General features: G+C 64.9%; 16 protein-coding genes and 1 pseudogene. 4 read left to right on the forward strand and 13 right to left on the reverse strand.

Annotated elements, in window-relative coordinates:
* Positions 1–17: 17 nt before the first annotated feature.
* Entirely contained in the window at positions 18–1,364 is a 1,347-nt protein-coding gene (locus tag P1IM2_RS01590) for an ammonium transporter (RefSeq protein WP_040589901.1), read from the forward strand.
* Between the two features lie 437 nt (positions 1,365–1,801).
* On the opposite strand, the gene P1IM2_RS01595 is transcribed toward P1IM2_RS01590, so the two are convergent.
* The 8 genes from P1IM2_RS01595 to P1IM2_RS01630 form a co-directional block, all read right to left on the reverse strand.
* Positions 1,802–3,388 carry a GMC family oxidoreductase gene (locus P1IM2_RS01595; RefSeq protein WP_186401230.1) on the reverse strand — a complete coding sequence of 529 codons (1,587 nt, stop codon included), beginning with the start codon at positions 3,386–3,388 and terminating at the stop codon, positions 1,802–1,804.
* A 96-nt stretch (positions 3,389–3,484) separates the two neighbouring features.
* Positions 3,485–4,402 carry a sterol desaturase family protein gene (locus P1IM2_RS01600; RefSeq protein WP_062903030.1) on the reverse strand — a complete coding sequence of 306 codons (918 nt, stop codon included), beginning with the start codon at positions 4,400–4,402 and terminating at the stop codon, positions 3,485–3,487.
* Positions 4,395–4,802, reverse strand: a complete 408-nt coding sequence (locus P1IM2_RS01605) for a hypothetical protein (RefSeq protein WP_062901100.1) — start codon at positions 4,800–4,802, stop codon at positions 4,395–4,397. Before P1IM2_RS01605 ends, P1IM2_RS01600 begins: the two co-directional genes overlap by 8 nt.
* Before the next feature lie 2 nt (positions 4,803–4,804).
* The gene (locus tag P1IM2_RS01610; RefSeq protein WP_003043089.1) at positions 4,805–5,233 is read right to left on the reverse strand and encodes a TIGR01244 family sulfur transferase; all 429 of its coding nucleotides are present in this window, start codon (positions 5,231–5,233) and stop codon (positions 4,805–4,807) included.
* A 75-nt stretch (positions 5,234–5,308) separates the two neighbouring features.
* Positions 5,309–7,084 carry a DNA helicase RecQ gene (gene recQ, locus P1IM2_RS01615; protein ID WP_186401231.1) on the reverse strand — a complete coding sequence of 592 codons (1,776 nt, stop codon included), beginning with the start codon at positions 7,082–7,084 and terminating at the stop codon, positions 5,309–5,311.
* 61 nt (positions 7,085–7,145) lie between these two features.
* Complete coding sequence (gene ybaL, locus P1IM2_RS01620) at positions 7,146–8,792, reverse strand: YbaL family putative K(+) efflux transporter (RefSeq protein WP_186401232.1); 1,647 nt, start codon at positions 8,790–8,792, stop codon at positions 7,146–7,148.
* A 762-nt stretch (positions 8,793–9,554) separates the two neighbouring features.
* A complete protein-coding gene (locus P1IM2_RS01625) occupies positions 9,555–11,369 on the reverse strand; it encodes an ABCB family ABC transporter ATP-binding protein/permease (RefSeq protein ID WP_186401233.1) in 1,815 nt (604 codons plus the stop codon).
* Positions 11,370–11,500: 131 nt separating this feature from the next.
* Complete coding sequence (locus tag P1IM2_RS01630; RefSeq protein ID WP_062901104.1) at positions 11,501–12,721, reverse strand: polyhydroxyalkanoate depolymerase; 1,221 nt, start codon at positions 12,719–12,721, stop codon at positions 11,501–11,503.
* 383 nt (positions 12,722–13,104) lie between these two features.
* Between P1IM2_RS01630 and P1IM2_RS01640 the strand changes: the two genes are divergently transcribed.
* Positions 13,105–14,907: an ABC transporter transmembrane domain-containing protein gene (locus P1IM2_RS01640; protein ID WP_062901105.1), complete on the forward strand. Its 1,803-nt coding sequence runs from the start codon at positions 13,105–13,107 to the stop codon at positions 14,905–14,907.
* Between the two features lie 2 nt (positions 14,908–14,909).
* Entirely contained in the window at positions 14,910–15,449 is a 540-nt protein-coding gene (locus P1IM2_RS01645; RefSeq protein WP_186401235.1) for a DUF1993 family protein, read from the forward strand.
* A gap of 42 nt (positions 15,450–15,491) precedes the next feature.
* On the opposite strand, the gene P1IM2_RS01650 is transcribed toward P1IM2_RS01645, so the two are convergent.
* The 3 genes from P1IM2_RS01650 to P1IM2_RS01660 all read right to left on the reverse strand — a co-directional run bounded on the left by P1IM2_RS01650 (position 15,492) and on the right by P1IM2_RS01660 (position 17,898).
* On the reverse strand, positions 15,492–15,914 hold the full coding sequence (locus tag P1IM2_RS01650) for an ExbD/TolR family protein (protein WP_186401236.1): 423 nt from the start codon (positions 15,912–15,914) through the stop codon (positions 15,492–15,494).
* A 271-nt stretch (positions 15,915–16,185) separates the two neighbouring features.
* Positions 16,186–17,283, reverse strand: coding sequence for an OmpA family protein (locus P1IM2_RS01655; RefSeq protein ID WP_186401237.1), 1,098 nt, complete (start codon positions 17,281–17,283; stop codon positions 16,186–16,188).
* 129 nt (positions 17,284–17,412) lie between these two features.
* Positions 17,413–17,898 carry a DUF2793 domain-containing protein gene (locus P1IM2_RS01660; RefSeq protein ID WP_313906778.1) on the reverse strand — a complete coding sequence of 162 codons (486 nt, stop codon included), beginning with the start codon at positions 17,896–17,898 and terminating at the stop codon, positions 17,413–17,415.
* A 286-nt stretch (positions 17,899–18,184) separates the two neighbouring features.
* Between P1IM2_RS01660 and P1IM2_RS01665 the strand changes: the two genes are divergently transcribed.
* Positions 18,185–18,520 carry a hypothetical protein gene (locus P1IM2_RS01665; protein WP_062901109.1) on the forward strand — a complete coding sequence of 112 codons (336 nt, stop codon included), beginning with the start codon at positions 18,185–18,187 and terminating at the stop codon, positions 18,518–18,520.
* A 284-nt stretch (positions 18,521–18,804) separates the two neighbouring features.
* Here P1IM2_RS01665 and P1IM2_RS01670 read toward each other — a convergent pair whose 3' ends face one another.
* Positions 18,805–18,984, reverse strand: a complete 180-nt coding sequence (locus tag P1IM2_RS01670) for a hypothetical protein (RefSeq protein WP_062901110.1) — start codon at positions 18,982–18,984, stop codon at positions 18,805–18,807.
* A 244-nt stretch (positions 18,985–19,228) separates the two neighbouring features.
* Positions 19,229–19,351 (reverse strand): annotated as a pseudogene (locus P1IM2_RS01675) (phage major capsid protein); the annotation flags it as partial.
* Positions 19,352–19,483 lie beyond the last annotated feature (132 nt).

Here is a 19,483-nt window from a genome sequence, read left to right on the forward strand (position 1 = left end):
TGACGAAGGGGGAAAATATGACGTTCGCAAAGAAAATGGGGGTCGGTAAGATCGCGGCGAGCGCCGCGGCTGGCGGCCTCGCGCTGTTCGCGGCGCTGCCCGCCTGGGCGCAGGAAGCGGCTGCCGCCGCGCCCGTCGTCGACAAAGGCGACACCGCCTGGATGATGACCTCGACCGTGCTCGTCCTCGCGATGATCCTGCCCGGCCTTGCGCTTTTCTACGGTGGCCTGACCCGCAGCAAGAATATGCTTTCGACGATGACGCAGATCGGCGCGGTCGCCTGTCTCGCGATGATCGTCTGGGTTTGCTACGGCTATGGCCTTGCTTTCGGCCCCGAAGGCAATGCCTTCATCTCGTGGGGTAAATTCTTCCTCGCCGGCGTCACGCCCGACAGCCTTGCCGATACCTTCTCGGACGGCTTCAAGCTGCCCGAATATGTGTTCATCTGTTTCCAGATGACCTTCGCCGCGATCACGCTGGCGCTGGTCTTGGGCGCGACGGTTGAACGCATGAAATTTTCGGCGGCGCTCGTCTTCGGCGTCATCTGGCTGACGATCGTCTATTTCCCGATCGCCCACATGGTGTGGGCTGCTGGCGGCCTATTCTTCGAAATGGGCGCGCTCGACTTTGCCGGCGGCACCGTCGTCCACATCAACGCGGGTGTCTCGGCGCTCGTTGCGGCGATGATCCTCGGCAAGCGCATCGGCTATCAGAAGGAAATCATGGCGCCGCACTCGCTGACGCTGACGATGGTCGGCACCGGCCTGCTGTGGGTGGGCTGGTTCGGCTTCAACGCCGGCTCGGCGCTCGAAGCCAATGGTTCGGCGGCGCTCGCGATGATCAATACCTTCGTCGCCACCGCCTCGGCCGGTCTCGCCTGGATGCTCGCCGAAAAGCTGGGCGGTCACAAGCCGTCGGCCCTTGGCTTCTGCTCGGGCATCATCACCGGCCTCGTCGCTGTCACTCCCGCGGCGGGCAATTCGGGTCCGTTCGGCGCGATCGTCCTCGGCGCGGTTGCCGCGTTCATCTGCTTCTATGTCGTCACGGTCCTCAAGCCCAAGCTCGGCTATGACGACGCGCTCGATGCCTTCGGCATCCACGGCGTCGGCGGCATCGTCGGCGCCATCGGCACCGGCATCGTCTACGCGCCGAGCCTCGGCGGTCCCGGCGGCGCAGATTTCGCGATCGGGCCGCAGCTTGTGACGCAGGTCTCGGCTGTCGCCGCGACGATCGTCTGGGCCGCCATCGGCACCGTCATCGCGGTCTATGTCGCCAAGGCGCTGACCGGGCTCCGCGTCACCGAAGAAGTCGAACGCGAAGGCCTCGACCTCGGCGAACATGGGGAACGCGCCTACAATATGTAATCACGAGACAGGATACCCGCCGCCGCTCTCTCCTCTTTCAAACGGGCGGCGGGGTCCTAACCAGGTTCCTCCTGCGAACCACTCATGGCCGGGATGCGAAAGCGCCCCGGCCATTTTTTTGTGCAGATTGCGCTGCACAATAAAAGGGCAGCACTGCCGCGAAATTAGGCCTTCCCATCATGACATTAATATGGCATTCAGCCTGTCAACAGTTTCAGGAGGGGAGAGCCTGAAAGGCTGGGCCAGGACGCAAGTCCTGGCCCTCTTTTTTTGCCCGTTTCGCAGGCACCCCCGAAAAGCCGGGCTTTTTCAGGCCTCTCGAATAGTGAGACATCGCTGAGGCTGCATGCCCCGGTCCGCCGAATCGGTCGCCCAGCGCCTCCGCCGCGAAAGACTCCGGCCGCCGCGATGCCTTTGCGCGCGGCGGCAAAGGCCGCTTATTGCAGCGCGGATTTGACGAAATCGGCGGCGCGTTCGCCGATCATGATGCTCGGCGCATTGGTGTTGCCGCTGACGAGGCGGGGCATGATGCTCGCATCGGCAACCCAAAGACCCTCGACGCCATTCAGCTTCAGCGTCGGGTCGACAACCGCGTCGGCGTCGCTGCCCATGCGGCAGGTGCCCACCGGGTGATAGACGGTGTCGGCGCGGCTGCGGATCAGCGCGTCGAGCGCGGCGTCATCGTCGATATTCACCGGATGGCGATCGACCCCGGCATAGTCGGACAGCGGCGGCGCAGCGACGATGCGGTGCATCATCCGTACCCCGGCGCGCAGCGTTGCCATGTCGCGGTCGTCGGTCAGGAAGCCGGGATCAATCAAGGGCGCCGCCGCTGCATCGGGCGAGGCGAGCGTCACGCTGCCCCGGCTTTCGGGGCGCAGGACGCAGGCGTGGCACGAAAAGCCATGCCCCTTCACCTTGGTACGACCATGATCCTCCAGCATCGCGGGAACGAAGTGGAACTGGATATCGGGCGCGGCGACGTCGGGCCGCGACTTCCAGAAGCCGCCCGCCTCGGCGAAGGGCGTGGTCATGATGCCGGTACGCCCGGTGCGATGTTCAAAGATCGCCTTCAGCATTCGCCAGCTGCCCGCCAGACTATCGCCGAAGGGGTCGCCCGAGCGCGTTTCCCAGCTCGACACATAGTCGATATGATCCTGCAGATCGGCCCCCACCGCCGCACGGTCGGCGACCGGATCGATCCCCATCGCCTTCAGATGGGCGGCGGGTCCGATGCCCGACAGCATCAGCAGCTGCGGCGACCCGAAAGCACCGGCGGACAGGATCACCCCGCCCGCGGCGCGCAGCGTCTCGCGCGCTTTGCCGCGGCGGATCGCCACACCCGTCGCGCGGCCGTTTTCGACGATGATTTTTTCGACCAGCGCGCCGGTGCGAATGGCGAAATTGGCGCGCCCGCGCAGCGGTTCGACATAGGCGCGCGCCGCCGACCAGCGCTCGCCGCCCTTCTGCGTCACCTGATACAGGCCAAAGCCTTCCTGCTGCGCGCCGTTGAAATCGGGGGTGCGCGGCAATTGCAGCGCCGCCGCGCTCTCGACGAAGCGGCGGCTCGTCACATTGGGCCAGCGCTGGTCCATCACGTTGAGCGGGCCGTCGCCGCCGTGCCATTGGTCGGCGCCGCGTTCATTGCCCTCGCTGCGCTTGAAATAGGGCAGCACGTCGGCATAGCTCCACCCGCTCGCGCCAAGCGCCGCCCATTGGTCGTAATCGAAAGCGTGCCCGCGAATATAGATCATCGCGTTGATCGCGCTCGATCCGCCCAGCCCGCGCCCGCGCGGCTGATATCCTGTGCGGCCGTTCAGCCCCTTTTGCGGGAGCGTATCATATTGATAATTCGACTTCTTGGGGATGAAGGGCATGAAACCGGGCGTCTTCACCCACATATTGTCGTTCGATCCGCCGGCCTCGATCAGGCAGATACGCCGCGTGCCGTCCTCGGCAAGCCGCCCCGCCGCCGCGCTTCCGGCGCTGCCGCCGCCGATGACGATGATGTCGAACTGATCCATAAAGCCGCTCCCCTCGCCACCCGATCGGTGGTCAATTGCGACTTACATGAATGTCATTAGCCCGCGAGGCAAGCGCGTTGTCGCGGCGGGCGAGGACTATTCCGCAGCCGGCTCCTCGGCGGGGCGCCCCCCTGCCCATCGCTCCTTGATCATGGCGCTGGTCATCCGGCTGCCGTCGTGGCTCCAGCCGGGTTCGCGCCAGATATAGGACAGCTTGTGCCGCCACGGCGCGCTCCACACGTCTTTGGCGATCCCGACCCATTCGTGGACCGCGGCCCACAAAAGGTTGAAGCTGCCGAGCTGTTTGACGATGCCATAGCGAACCGGATCGTCGTCGCGTTCGGGAACGAAGCTGCCGAACATCCTGTCCCACACGATGAAGACCCCGGCATAGTTGGCGTCGAGGTAGCGCGGGTTGACGCCGTGGTGGACGCGGTGGTGCGATGGCGTGTTCATCACCGCCTCGAACCAGCGCGGCATCCGCCCGATCGCCTCGGTGTGAATCCAGAACTGGTAGATCAGGTTAAGCCCGCCGCAGAAGAAGACCATCGCGGGTGGAAAACCGATCAGGAACAGCGGCAGACGGAACAGGAAAGCCAGGCTGAAAAAGCCGGTCCAGGTCTGCCGCAGCGCGGTCGACAGATTATAATGCTGGCTCGAATGATGGATGACATGGCTCGCCCAGAACCAGCGGACGCGGTGCGCGCTGCGATGAAAGGCATAATAGGCCAGATCGTCGAGGACGAAGCAGAGGATCCACGCCCACCACCATTGTTTGAGCGCGATGCCGATGTCGAACAGGTGGAATTGATAGACCCACACCGCCATGCCGACGACCGCCGCGCCGACCGCCGCACCGGCCACTTGACTACCGGTACCAAGCAGAAGCGAGGTCAGCGTGTCGCGCGTTTCGTACCGGCTCTTGTCGCGGCGCAGCGACACGATCATCTCGGCGATCAGCAGCAGGATGAAGGCGGGCACCGCATAGGTCACCGGGTTGGGAAGATCATCCATGCGCCACATCCCGCATCCGCGCCGCCCAGACGCCCGCCTCTTTCCCGAGTTGCAGCGTCACCGACCCGAAGCTTCGCTCGGGCATCGTCAATGTCAGGAAATCCTTGTCGAGCCGCCCGACCACGGCGGCATCGACCGGCCGCGCCGCGAAATGATTGCCGTGCGCACGCACCAGCATCATCTGACCGGCGGCGTTGCGGACGATCGCCGCAAAGCCCGCGCGGTCGCGCGCGACCTCTACCCCTCCGAACCCCGTCTCGGCCTCGTCGGCAAGGCGGATCGCATGGGCGGCGTCGGCAATCCGCGGATCAGCGCCCAGACCCATGCGCTTGACCAGCCAGGCGACGAACAAGACCGCCACCAGCGATCCCGCGAGCTGGATGAGGTCGCTCACCGTCATGGCTAACCTGCGAGCGCGTCCATCATCGGCCGCAGCGCCGACAGATCATAGCCGCCGTTTGCGGCCGCATCGCACAGCATGTCGATATCGTCGCCGGCCCGCGCGCGCGTCAGCGCCCACAAATGCGTCGAGCGCGTGCCGGACCGGCAATAGGCGAGCACGGGCCCGGTTGCATCGCCCAGCAGCGTATCGAGCGCGTCGAGCTGCGGATGGCTGAACCCCGAATGGCCGATCGGGATGGCGGCATAGGCCATTCCCTCGGCGGCGCAGGCATGCGCGATGGCATCGCCCTGCGGCGCACCCGGGTCCTCGCCGTCGGGGCGGTTGTTGACGATCATCGCAAAGCCAGCCGCCTTCGCCGCGGCGACGTCCTCGATGCTGATTTGCGGCGCGACCGAATAGGTCGGGGTCAAGGCTCGAAAGTCGCTCATGCCGCGATCTATAAACCTGCGCCGATTGCTGACAAGCGTGAAGGTGGCAACAAGGTCGGGCGATAACGATCTTTCCTAGAACCGCCGGATCACCTCCAGAAAGGCATCGCCCCACGCTTCGAGCTTCTTGGCGCCGACGCCGGGAATTGACGCAAGGTCGCTGCGCGAGGCGGGACGCTCGCTCGCCATCGCGCGCAGCACCGCGTCGTGGAAGATCACATAGGGCGGCACGCCCGCCTCGCTCGCGAGATCGCGCCGCGTCGCACGCAGCGCATCGAACAGCGGGTCTCCGACCGGGTTCGCCGCCGCGCCGTCGCCGCGCCCGGCGCGCGACAGGCGGCGCGCGGGCGGCTCGGCCATCAGTACGGGCACCTCGCCCTTCATCACCGCGCGCCCGGCGGGGCCGAACATCAGCCCGCCATGTTCGGTCGCGGCCAGCGCCTCGCGCGCCATCAGGCTGCGCACCAGCGGTTTGATCAGCCGCGCATCCTCCCCCTCGACGATGCCGAACACCGACAATTTGTCATGGCCGCGCGCGGCGATGCGCTCGTCACGCCGCCCGGTGAGCACCGCCTCGACATGCCCCGCGCCATAGCTTTGCCCGGTTCGATAGACCGCCGACAAAAGCTTCTGCGCCAGCACCGTCGCATCGACCTGCTTCGGCGGGTCGATGCAATTGTCGCAATTGCCGCAGCGCAGCGGCGGGGTTTTGCCGAAGTGGCGCAGCAGCAGCGCGCGGCGGCACTCGACCGTCTCGACCAGCGCCGCGAGCGCATTGAGCCGGGCGCGCTCGCCCGCCAGCCGCTCTTCGGGCAGATCGCCCAGCCGCATCCGCGCCCGCGCGAAATCTTCGGCGCCCCACAGCATCAACGCCTCGGCGGGATCGCCGTCGCGCCCCGCGCGCCCGGTCTCCTGATAATAGCTCTCGATCGATTTCGGCAGCCCGGCATGCGCAACGAAGCGCACGTCGGGCTTGTCGATCCCCATGCCGAAGGCGACCGTCGCGGTGACGATGCCATCTTCCGAAGCGACGAAATCATGCTGCACCCGCGCGCGCCGTTCGGGATCGAGTCCGGCATGATAGGCCGCGACGCTGCGCCCGGTGGCGGCGGCGAGCTTCGCGGCCATCCGTTCGGTCCCGTCGCGCGTCGGACAATAGACGATCCCGGGTCCCGGATTGGCGGCGATGAATTCGGTAAGCTGTTTTGCCGGCGCGCCGCGCGGCGCGATGCGATAGCGAATGTTCGGTCGGTCGAACCCCGCGAGAATCAGCCCTTCGGCGGGGATGCCGAGCTGGACCAATATATCCTCGCGCGTGTGCTTGTCGGCCGTCGCGGTCAGCGCGAGCCGCGGCACCGCTGGAAAGGCGTCGAGCAGCGGGCGGAGCAGGCGATAGTCGGGGCGGAAATCATGCCCCCATTCCGAAACACAATGCGCTTCGTCGATCGCGAACAGCGCGGGCGCACGCGCCGCCACCAGCGACCGAAACCCCTCCCCCGTTGCCCGTTCGGGCGCGATGTAGAGGAGGTCGAGCTGTCCGTCGCGATAGGCCTGACGCGTGTCGGCGAAATCGGCATCGACGCTGGTGAGACTGGCGGCGCGAATCCCCGCCGCACGCGCACCGCGCAGCTGATCGTGCATCAGCGCGATCAGCGGCGATACGACGACGACACAGCCGTCGAGGGCCACAGCTGGAAGCTGGTAGGTCAGCGACTTGCCCGCGCCCGTCGGCATCACCGCCAGCGTATGCGCGCCCGCCATCACCCGCGCAACGACATCGGCCTGTCGCCCGCGAAAGGCGTCGAAACCGAATGTGGATTTGAGCAGGGGGAGAAGAGCGTCGGGAGACATCGCTCGGGGCGATAGGGAAGATCGGGATCGAGGGAAACCCCAACCGCGCCTTTGCCGGCGCTCAGGCTCTGGCCAGCATCGCGCGTTCGGCCATCCGCGTCGCGGTTTCGCGTTCCGCCATCACCACATGGTCGGCGCCGCGGCGGACGAGATCGCCCACCTCCTCGTCCGAATGGGCTCGCGCTACGATGACCAGCTGGGGGTTGATCGCCCGCGCGCGCCGCACGATCGCGCCCGCCTCGACGCCTTCAGGGATGGCGATCAGCAGCGTCGCGGCGGTGTCGATCTTCGCTTGGCGCAGAACGCTTTCCTTGGTCGCGTCGCCGACGATCACCGTCGCCCCCGCGGCGCGGGCGGCGGCGGCCATATCCTTCTGATCTTCTATCACCACCAGCGCCTCGCCGCGCGAACAGAGCAGGGAACCGATATGGCTGCCGACGCGGCCGAAGCCGATCAGCACGGTGCGTGACGGCTCAGCCGCGGGCAACGCGGCCGCTTCTTCGGCAATATCGGGAAAATGCTCGGCGCGCACACGGCGAACGACGAGCGTGAAGAAGATCGGGTTGAACAGGATCGACAGAATCGACCCCGCCAGGATTAGGTCGCGCGCCATGTCGGGCATGACCTTGAGCCCCACCCCCAGCCCGGCGAGGATGAAGGAGAATTCGCCGATCTGCGCCAGGCTGACCGAGATCGTCAGCGCGGTCTGCGTCGAATGACCGAAGGCGCGCACGATGGCAAAGGCCGCGAGCGATTTGCCCACGATGATGATCGCAACGGTCGCGAGCACCGGTACCGGATGCTCGATCAGCACCCAAGGGTCGAACAACATGCCGACTGAGACGAAGAAGAGGACCGCAAAGGCGTCGCGCAGCGGCAGCGTTTCCTCGGCAGCGCGCCGCGAAAGCTGCGTCTCGCCCAGAATCATTCCGGCAAAAAAGGCGCCCAGCGCAAAGCTGACATCGAAGATCACCGCAGCACCGAAGGCGACCCCGAGCGCGGTCGCCAGTACCGCGAGCCGGAACAGCTCGCGCGAGCCAGAATGGGCGACCCAGTGCAGTACCCACGGCAGGATACGGCGCCCGAGGACGAGCATCATCGCGACAAAACCCGCAACCTTCAGAAAGACGATCCCTGCCGACTGAAGCAAGGCGGCGCTGTCCCCCGCGCCGCCCTCGTCGCCGCGCGCGCCGAACATCGCGGGAAGCAGGACGAGCGCCAGCACCATTGCCAGATCCTCGACGATCAGCCAGCCGACCGCGATCCGCCCCTTTTCGGTCTCGACCATGTCGCGCGCCTGGAGGGCGCGCAGCAGAACAACGGTACTCGCCACCGACAGCGCCAGACCGAAGATCAGGCTGCCGGCGAACGACCAGCCGAGCCACAGACCCAGCGCGGTCCCGAGCGCGGTCGCAGCAGCAATCTGCACGATCGCTCCGGGCACCGCGATCCGGCGCACCGACAAGAGATCCTTGAGCGAGAAATGAAGGCCCACCCCGAACATGAGCAGGATCACGCCAATCTCCGCAAGCTGGAGCGCCAGCCCAGTGTCGGCGACGAAACCCGGCGTGAACGGCCCGACAAGAACGCCCGCCAGCAGATAGCCCGCAATTGGCGAAATGCGCAGCCGATGCGCCAGCGCACCCATCAGAAATGCGACCACAAGGCCCGCGACGACGGTTCCGATCAAGCTTGTGTCATGCGGCATAGGGCAGCGTAAAAGCCGCGAATGCGCATGGTCAAGCAACTCAAGCGATTCTGTTGCATTTTAGGGCTTGGTCGCGTGCAGGGAAGGCCGCTTTGGGATGGGGAGCGGACGTTTCGATTGCGAAGCCAATGCCCTCCGCATAGGGTTTCCCAATGTGGCGGAATCTTATTGGGATAGTGGTCCTGCCTTGGCTGGCTGGTTGCGGCCCCGCACTTGTTTGGGGTGGAAATGACGCCACAAGGGAAAGATTGCTCAAGATTGTCCCAATCGGTTCGTCTGCCAAGAAGCTAGACGAGGCCGCGAAAACCAATGGCTGGAGGCTTAAGGTGCACGATAACCGCACCTTTGCGAAAGGTAAGCCTCATTATTCTGGTAACGGATGCCAGACCGCAGGCGGCATAACGCGAGATTCTGTTGTGGCGGAATACGGGGTCCTCACGACATCGGTCCAAGCGGCATGGCTTTTCGATGAAAAGGAACATTTGCGTCGGGTGTGTGTGCGCAGAACGACAGACGCGCTGTAGGACGCGATGTCCACAATCGGTCGCTAGCCGTTGAACCTATTATCGCGTTCGTGGCGAGCGAAGCCGAGACACCCATCGGCGCGACGCCTGGCCCGAGGAGCATCTCGACCTCGGCCAAAGGCCGTAGTTGGTCCTGAGCCCTGCCAAGGCCCTCGAAGAGCTCGATGCGAACCGATCAGGATAGACCAGAAATTCCCCTTCCGTTCGAAAGCATGCGCCCGACTTCCATCCTCCCAGCCTAAACCGTGCCCTCTTCCTTTTCGGCCTGCTGACGCGCCCACATGTCGGCGTAGAGGCCGCGCATCGCGAGCAGTTGGTCGTGAGTCCCCGTTTCGGCGACGCGGCCGCGATCGAGAACGATGATGCGGTCGGCGCTCGTGACGGTCGACAGGCGATGCGCGATCACCAGCGTCGTGCGCCGTTCGGCGATCCGTTCGAGCGTGTCCTGAATCGCCGCCTCGGTCCGGCTGTCGAGAGCGCTCGTCGCTTCGTCGAGGATCAGGACCGGGGGATTCTTGAGCAGGGTGCGCGCGATCGCGACGCGCTGCTTCTCGCCGCCCGACAATTTGAGCCCGCGCTCGCCGACTTCGGTCTCATAGCCCTGCGGCAGCATAGCGATAAAGCCGTCGATTGCCGCGCCCTTCGCGGCCTCGGCGATCTCTTCGACGCGCGCATCGGCGCGACCATAGGCGATATTATATCCGATGCTGTCGTTGAACAGCACCGTATCCTGCGGGACGATCCCGATTGCGGCGCGCAGGCTCTGCTGCGTTACCGCGCGGATGTCCTGCCCGTCGATCAGGATGCGGCCGCCCTGCGGATCGTAGAAGCGGAAGAGCAGCCGCGCGATGGTCGATTTGCCCGCGCCCGAAGGGCCGACAATAGCCAGCGTCTCGCCTGCGCCCACCGCAAAGCTGACGCCGTTCAAAATGGTGCGGTCGGCCTCATAGCCGAAGACGACATTCTCGAACGCCACGGCACCGCCCGCGACGAGCAGCGCGGGGGCGCCCGGCGCGTCGGTGATCTCGCTCGGCGTGTCGATCAGGCGGAACATCGCCTCCATGTCGATCAGCCCCTGGCGGATCGTGCGATAGACCATGCCGAGCATGTCGAGCGGGCGGAAAAGTTGCGCGAGCAGCGTGTTGACGAGCACCACGTCGCCGACCGCGAAGATGCCGCGCGACCAGCCCCACACCGTGTAGCCCATCGCCCCCGCCATGGCGGCATTGGTGATGAAGCTCTGCCCGATATTGAGCCAGGCGAGACTGTTCTCGCTTTTGACCGCGGCGCTCGCATATTGGCCTGCAACCTCGCGGTAGCGCGCCGTCTCGCGCCCCTCGGCGCCGAAATATTTGACCGTCTCGTAATTGAGCAGGCTGTCGACGCTGCGCCCGACGGTCAGCGTGTCGAGGTCGTTCATTCGCATCCTGAGCGCGGTGCGCCAGTCGGTCACCTTGCGCGTGAAGGCGATGTAGACAACGACCATCAGCGCAGTCGCCGCGGCAAGGCCGAGACTGAATTTGGTCCAGAAGATGACGATGACCGCTGTCAGTTCGATGATCGTCGGCGCGATATTGAACAGCAGGAAATAGAGCATGGTGTCGATGCTTTTGGTTCCGCGCTCGATCACCTTGGTCACCTCGCCCGTCCGCCGCGCGAGGTGGAAACGCAGCGACAGTGCATGCAGGTGAGTGAAGGTGGCGATCGCGAGTTCGCGCGTCGCATCCTGCCCGACGCGTTCGAAAACAACATTGCGCAGATTGTCGAACAGCACCCCGGCAAAGCGCGCGCCGGCATAGGCGACGACCAGCCCGATGGTCAGCGCGATGCCTTCCTGCATCCCCGGCGCCATACGGTTGATCGCTGCGCCATAGACGAAGCCCATCGACAGTTGCACCGCCTTTGACGCCAGCACCAGCAGCCCGGCCCCGATAATGCGCAACTTGTGCTCGCGATGCCCCGCCGGCCAAAGATAGGGCAGGAAGCGCCGCAGCGTCGCCAGGATCGGCGGCTCGCTGCGCGGGCTGGCGGAAGAAGCGGTGTCAGGCGGCATGAGCGCTCCATGTAGGGCGCCGGTCCCGCTTCGCCAAGCATGGGCGAAGACAATGCTCCCTTTTGCGTGAAAGGCGCGTGATTCCGGTCCGCCGCCGCCCGATCACGGGAATCGGGCGAGCGGGCATCCTGTCAGCCGCCGTTGGCGCGAATCCATTTTTCGACGACCGGTGCAATCTCTTCCCGCCACTTGCGGCCGTTGAAGATGCCGTAGTGGCCGACGCCTTTTGCCATCAGATATTTCTTCTTGGCGGTCGGCAGTTCGGTGGCGAGGGTCAGCGCCGCCTTGGTCTGGCCGATCCCCGAAATATCGTCACGCTCGCCTTCGATCGCGAGCAGCGCAATATCGTCGATCTTGCCAAGGTCGACGATCTTGCCGCGATGCTCGAATTCGCGCTTGGGCAACAGATGGCGCTGGAAAACCGCATCGACCGTCTGGAGATAGAATTCGGCGGTCATGTCGCAGACGGCGCGATATTCGTCATAGAATTCCTTGGTCTTGTCCGCACTCTCGCCATCACCGTCGACCAGATGCTTGAACATTTCCCAATGGCTCATCATGTGATTGCCAAGGTTCATCGACATGAAGCCGGCAAGCTGCAGGAAGCCAGGATAGACGCGGCGCCCGGCGCCCGGATACCAGGCCGGAACCGTTGCGATCACATTTTCCTGGAACCATGCATAAGGCCGCGTCGTCGCATGCTGGTTCACCGCGGTCGGCGCCTTGCGCGTGTCGATCGGCCCGCCCATCATCGTCAGCGTGCGCGGGCGGCACTTGTGCTTGTCGGCCGCCATGACAGCTGCGGCGGCGAGGCTCGGAACCGAAGGCTGGCACACCGCGAGCATATGCGCACCCGGCCCGATATGCTCGAGCCAGCCGATCAGATAGTCGATATAGTCATCGAGATCGAATTTGCCCGCTTCGAGCGGGACATTGCGGGCATCGCGCCAGTCGGTGATCCACACATCATGGTCGGGGATCATCCGCTCGACCGTGCCGCGAAGCAGCGTCGCATAATGGCCCGACATCGGCGCGACGATCAGCAGCTTGGGCTTGCCGGCGCTTGCCGCGTGCCGGAAATGCTTGAGCTGGCCGAAGGGCTTGCGCGCCTCGATCGCTTCATCGACGCGCAGCGTCTCGCCATCGACGAGCGTCTCGTACAGTTCGAACCCCGGTTTGCCGCGCGGCGCCGAGGCGTGTGCAAAGACCTCGAGCGCCGAGGCGAACATCGGGCTCGCGCTGAAATAGCCGAGCGGATTGGCGGGATGCTGGATGACCTGCGCGCCCGCGGTCGCCAATGCGCTCGCGCCCGCGAGCCAGCTGCGCTGCATGTCAAAAGCGTGGTACAGCATAATCTGAATTCCTTGCGTCCGGTCGGGCGCTCTTCCGGCATCCCTGTTGGAGCACAGTCTAGGGCAACATCGCCATTGTGCAATGCATCAAAATCATTGCGCGGCGCCTGATGGATAATATTCCGGGACAGCGGCGGCCTCGGCCTGTTCGAGCACCTTCCGCCGCCGCGGCTTCATCGCTTCGCGCAGCGGCATGCCCTATCGCATCACGCAGGCGGGCCTGCGTGCGGTGCCGGCGCGCAACTCGACAATCACTGAGCCGCAGGGCACGCGGGCAATCCGGCCCCGCGCTCCCTTTACGCAGCCTGGCTTCATGGTCCTTGAAGCAGATCGCCATTCTGCATCGTTGAGCGGCATCGGCGCGGCTGCTAGGGCGATGATCAATGGCGACCAAATCCGATAAACCGAACCCACCCCGCAAGCTATCGAGCCTGCGCATGGTCTGGCATCATGCCAGCCGCTATCCGCTCCAGCTGCTGATCGCGGCGATCGCGCTCGGCATCGCGGCGATCGCAACGCTCGCGATCCCCTATCAATTCAAGGAGATGATCGATTCGGGCTTCGTCGCCGGCGGCGGCGATGTCAGCCCGCATTTCCGGTTCTTCTACGTGATCGTTCTCATCCTCGCGATTGCGACGGCGCTCCGCTTCTATTTCGTGAGCTGGCTCGGCGAACGCACCGTCGCCGATATCCGCGAGGCGGTGCAGCGTAACCTTCTGCGCCTGGCCCCCGGCTTCTTCGAAGAAAACCGCCCGTCAGAAATCGCCTCGCGCATGACGGCGGACACTGCGATCATCGAACAGACCGTCGGAACCACGGTTTCGGTCGCACTGCGCAATACCGTTATGGGGATCGGCGGGATTGCCTATCTCTTCTCGCTCTCGCCGAAACTTACGGGCGGGATTCTGCTCGGCATCCCGATCATCATCATGCCGATCGTGCTGCTCGGGCGCCGCCTGCAAAACGTCTCGCGCTCAAGTCAGGATCGCGTCGCCGACATCGGTGCGACCACGGCCGAACAGCTCGGCGCGATGAAGATCGTCCAGGCCTTCGGGCAGGAAACGCGCGAGGCCGAACGCTTCACCAGCGCCGTCGAAGCCAATTTCGCCACCGCCAAGCGCCGCATCCGGCTCCGCGCCACGATGACCGCGATTGTTATCGGGCTGCTGTTCGGAGCCATCACCACTTTGCTCTGGTACGGGGCCGAAGGCGTGGCCGCGGGCACGATCACGGGCGGCACCATTGCCGCCTTCGTCCTGACCGGCGGCCTTGTCGCGGGTGCGTTCGGCGCGCTGACCGAAGTCTATGGCGATCTGCTTCGCGCGGCCGGTGCCGCCGAACGCCTCAATGAACTGCTGATCGCCGAGCCGAGCATTGCCCCGCCGCCGGCCCCTCGCGCTCTGCCGGAGACCGCGACCGGTACGCTCGAATTTGATCATGTCGAATTCCGCTACCCGACGCGCCCCGACGCGCCCGCGCTGCACGATTTCAGCCTATCCATTCGCGCGCGCGAAACGGTCGCGATCGTGGGCCCCTCGGGTGCCGGCAAATCGACGCTCTTCCAGCTCGCCGAGCGCTTCTACGATCCGCAAGGCGGCGAAATCCGCCTCGACGGCGTCGCGCTGCCCGAGCTCGACCCCGCCGACCTGCGCGCCCGGATCGCGATGGTGCCGCAGGAAACGGTGATATTCGCGGCGTCGGCGCGCGACAATCTGCGCTATGGCAACTGGCTGGCCACCGACGACGAGCTATGGGCCGCCGCGCGCGCGGCCAATGCGGAAGAATTTCTGCGCAAGCTTCCCGATGGCCTTGATACTTTCATGGGCGAAGGGGGCGCCCGCCTGTCGGGCGGCCAGCGTCAGCGTGTTGCAATCGCCCGCGCGCTGCTCCGCCGCGCGCCGCTACTGCTACTCGACGAGGCCACCTCGGCGCTTGACGCCGAGTCCGAAAAACTCGTTCAGGATGCGCTCGAGGCGCTGATGCACGATCGCACCACCGTCGTCATCGCGCACCGCCTCGCGACCGTCCGCGCCGCCGATCGCATCATCGTGATGGACGAAGGCCGTATCGTCGAGGAAGGTCGCCACGACGATCTCGTCGCCGCCGACGGGCTCTATGCACGGCTCGCGCGCCTGCAGTTCCAGGATAATCTTGCCGCCGATCAGGCAGCCGTGATGGAGAAATAGCGATGTCGCTCTATGATCTGACCGTTCCCGCCTACGTCAATGCGCTCGGCGCGCTCTCGGCGCAGCTTGCAAAGGCGCAAACATGGGGTGCCGACAATGCCGTGGGTGAGCTGCAATTCGCCGCCGGCCGGCTGGCCCCCGACATGTTTCCCTTGCCGACGCAGATCCGTTTCGCCTGCGGCCAGGCCGTCAGCGGGCTTGCCCGGCTCGGCGCATCGGGCGGCCCCGATTTCCCCGATGACGCCGCGGACTTTGCGGAAATGCAGGATCAGATCGCGCGCACGCTGACTTTTCTCGATACGATCGACCCCGCGTCGCTCGGCGAGGACGATGATCGACCGGTCAGCTTCGATCTGCCCAACGGCATGGTCTTCGACCTTACCGCCGCGACCTATGTTCGCGACTGGGCGCTGCCGCAATTCTACTTCCACGTCGTCGCGGCCTATGCCGTCATGCGTCATCTTGGGGTACCGCTCGGCAAGGCCGATTATGCCGGCTATATGATGCAACATCTGCGCCCCGGCACAGCGCCGGCCGCCTGACCGGCGCGCCCGACATCGGATACCCGCGCAGGGGGCTGTAAGTCAGACCAGACCGCCGTACCGCTGAATGCCGGGAAACGCGATCTTGCTGCCCCCGTTGCGACGGATCGCGCCGATGGCCTGATCGACCCGCAGATAGCGCGCCTGCGCGTCGGGTTCGAACAGCAGCGTTGCCGGAACCGCCCGCTCGGACGCTGCCTTCACCAGTTGGCCCAGTTCGGCGAGGTCGACGGCGTTGCCGTTCCAGCGAATGATGTCGCTGGTGTCGATGCTGACGCGATTTTGGTCGCGAACTTCGAAAGGCGCCGGGCCGGAGGGCAGCGTGACATCGACCTTGTGCGTCGGCGGCGGAATGGTGATGACGAACATCACCAGCATCACGAGCATGACGTCGATCAGCGGCGTGGTGTTGATGTCGGGGCTGCCGTTCGGATCGGCGCGAAAGATGCTGCGGCGTCGACGCATTCTGTCTCTCCCTGTCCATCGGGAGCGCCAACATTTCATCCTCGCGTGCCAGCGCGCCCGCCTTGTCCGAGGCAAACCCGCTCATCGAGGCGCCTCACAGATATGATATATCATTTATCCTGAGGAGCAAGGCTCAAATTCTGCGTCGTCGCCCCGGCAAGCCCCGCCATCAGCCGCAGGTGTCATCGAAGAGCCCAAATAAAGAAAGGGCGGCACCTTGCGGTACCGCCCTTCTTTTTCGTCCAATCCCCGTCGGGGATGGAAACCGGTCTTACATGCCCGAGTTCGGACCGTAAGTGATTTCCACGCGACGGTTCTGGTCGTTGCGGACGCCATCGGCGGTTGCAACGGCCGGGCGGGTTTCGCCGAACGCCTGCGTCGTGATCGAGCCATCGGCGACACCACGAGCCGTCATGTACGACTTCACGGCATCGGCGCGACGCTGCGACAGACCGACGTTGTACTTGGCCGAACCCGAACGGTCGGCGTGACCGGCGAGCATGACCTGCTGGCCACTGCAGCCACGGTTGTAAGCGCTGATCGCGTTGTCCAGCGTTGCAGCCGCTTCCGGCGTGATCGCCGACTGATCCCAGTCGAAGTACACGATATACGGTCCGGGTTCGCAAACCGGCGGCGGCGGCGGCGGCGGCGGGGGAGCCGGCGGCGGCGGCGGCGGCGGCGGCGGCGGCGGAGCTTCTGCGCCACCGAAGTTGTAGGTCAGCGTTCCGAGCAGCGAGTGCGAACGGAAACGACCCGAAACGTCGCGGCCAAGCTGGTCGACCATCTTCAGATCGCTGACATTGAAGAAGCGATACTTCAGACCGGCATCCCAATGCTTGGTCAGCGGCGCGCGAACACCGGCGATTGCCTGCCACGCGAAGCGCGTGTCGGAATCGTCGAGGAAGTTGGTTGCGAAGACCGGCTGAACCGAAACGCGCGCAACACCGGCACCACCGCCGACGAAGCCCTGCAGACCATCGTCGTCACCGAAGTCGAACATACCGTTAGCCATGAAGCTCAACGCGTTCGAGTCGCCATTCAGCGGCGTATTGCCGGTGAAGAGCCCGCCCGTCGAGCTCGCCGGAATCCCGGGAGTCGAAAAACGACCACCGGTGATGTCGGCTTCACGATAGCCGACTTCGACTTCAGCGCGGAAACCGCCGAAGTCATAACCGACAGTGCCTTCGAAATCATAACCGGTACGATGATCGAGCGTTCCCGCATTAGCGACGGTGCCGATATCGAGGTCGATGTCCTCGACGATCATAACACCACCACCGACACCAACATACCACGAGTTGTCGCGCGCCACAGCAGGCGACGCAAGGGCAGTGGAGGCCAACGCCACAGCGACGGCAAGCTTCCTCATAATGGATTCCCCTTTCAATTGAGATTACGTCTCGACAGACGTCCTACTCGTGCCTTTGGTTCCACGCAAGTAAACAAATCGACAATCTGTTGCCAAAAAGTCGCACTTTCTGCGCGAACAGAAGCAAAATCAGTCAGCGATCATAATACCATGCGCCACCATAAGCGCAAGCAGCGCGTCTATTGCCGCACGCGCTTCCAGGTCGATCGTCGTGCCCCCATCGGGATTCGCAATAGCGATGGGTAGAGTCCATTTGGAGCCGCCGAAACGTAACGCGGCACCGTCGCTGATCCGTCTGACACGCATCCCGGACAAGGGCGCGACAATTCGCCATCCGCCCGCGGTCCAGAGCGCCAGCCGACCCGCCTCGCTGGCCCATGCACCGGTCGCGGCTCCATCCACGATCCAGCAATTGCCCGCGGCAGGGGCTTCGGGCGGGGTTGCCAGCGGCCCATCAACGGCGGCGGGGAAAGGCGGAAATCGCCGACCTGTTGAACGGAAAGCGCGCTTCCCGCCGGTATTGCTGCCAGCAGCGCGGCATCCAGGACCAGCTGGGATCCAGTGCAATCCCACGGGCCGAGCCCCGGCATCAAGGGCACCAGCATCGTCTGCCACAGCTCGCGGCCCTCGCCGGGCAGATCGACCTGGCCGCGCCAGCCGTTACTGGCGCGGCTACGCCGCACCCTATGCGCCTCGATCGCGCCATCGGCAGCCGCGCACACATCTCCATGCAGCGGCGACAGCGGCCGCAGCGCTCGCGCCGCCGATGGCACCGGCACATCGACCAGTTCGATGCCACCTTGCGCCGTTGCCGATCTGCAGCAGAAAGGCGCTCCCATTTTTAATAGCCATCGTCTACATCTCTTCGCACATAATCATCCGCAAACTGGGGAGTCGCAGGATGCTTGTTTTTTCCATTCTTCTCGCTGCCATGGCGCCGTCGCCCGCCGCCGCCGTCGACAATTCGCGTGCGGTCTTCACCAAATGCCTGCGCGATCACATGAAGAAGTCGCTCGAGGCAAAGATGGGCGAAGCCGAATATGAACTCGCGCTCAAGGAAACCTGCGGCACCGAACGCGATGCGTTCCGCAGCGCAATAGTCGCGCTCGATCGCGCCGATGGCGACACTGCCGCCGAAGCGGCCGAAGACGCCGATTCGCAGGTCGAGGATTACCACGCGACCTTCATCGACAAGTTCAAGGATTATACCGAAACCAAGACAATGCCCGCCGACTAGACGCGGGACGAGGCGGGCGGACCAATTCGGACCGTCCGGCCATCACCCGCCATGCGGTGGCGAACGACCCGACGGGTCTCGGCCGGTTGCGGAATTTCTGCCACCCTCCCGCAGGGGGGAGCGGTTGGCGGTGGGCTTGCGACTTTGAATATACCCACTGCGCTGCGGCTAGCGAGCAAGCTCGCAACGCTCACTGCCGCTCCCCTTTGCGGGAGGGGAGGACAGCGGACGCTTCAAGGCTCCGCTTCCCATCCCATCCCCGCCGCACTTGATTATTCCCTACCCTAACCATCCCCAAACAGGCAGCGGCATCGCAGCGCCATCTCGTGCCACCAGCCGCCGTCGCGCCCGAAGCGCGTTCGCGTCCGTTCGACCCGCGCCCCCGCCATCGCCCGGCCGTCGGCACCGCCGCGCAGCGCCCCCGCGATCGCCCCGCCGCGCCGGCAATCGTATAAGGGAAACATCTAGCGACAGGCTCGGCGCCCGCGAACCGGCGTTGGCCGGGCACCGCGCCGCTCGGCGTCAGCGAGCCGGTCCCGCCCTCGTTGCACAGCGCGCGCACCATATCGGCGAAAAAGGGGGTCGGCATGGCAGGACCATCCTGTCGAATATTGACCTAATTTTGGAGTGGAATGCCGGCCGGTAGGCGCCCGGCCCGTCCCGAAAGGGAAGGGAGCCGGGACCGGGCGCCCTCGCGCACCAGCCGCTTTAGCTGGCGGCGAACTTAAACAGCTTGATGGCGTTCGAATCGATGATCGCACCGCCCACCCTTTTGGTTGCATAGAAATGCACGAAAGGCTTGTTGCTTAACGGATCGCGCAAGATTCCCGTCACCCGCGCCGACGCCGCGACATTCGACGATTCTGCCAGCGATGCCAGAAAAATGTCCATCTGACTGCGAGCCGGACGTGGCCTGCCACCCGTCTCCCAAAACAAAGGGCCGGAACGCCCCTCCCGCATCGA

Source organism: Sphingopyxis sp. P1IMeth2 (assembly GCF_900185685.1).
Classification (GTDB): Bacteria; Pseudomonadota; Alphaproteobacteria; order Sphingomonadales; family Sphingomonadaceae; genus Sphingopyxis; species Sphingopyxis terrae_A.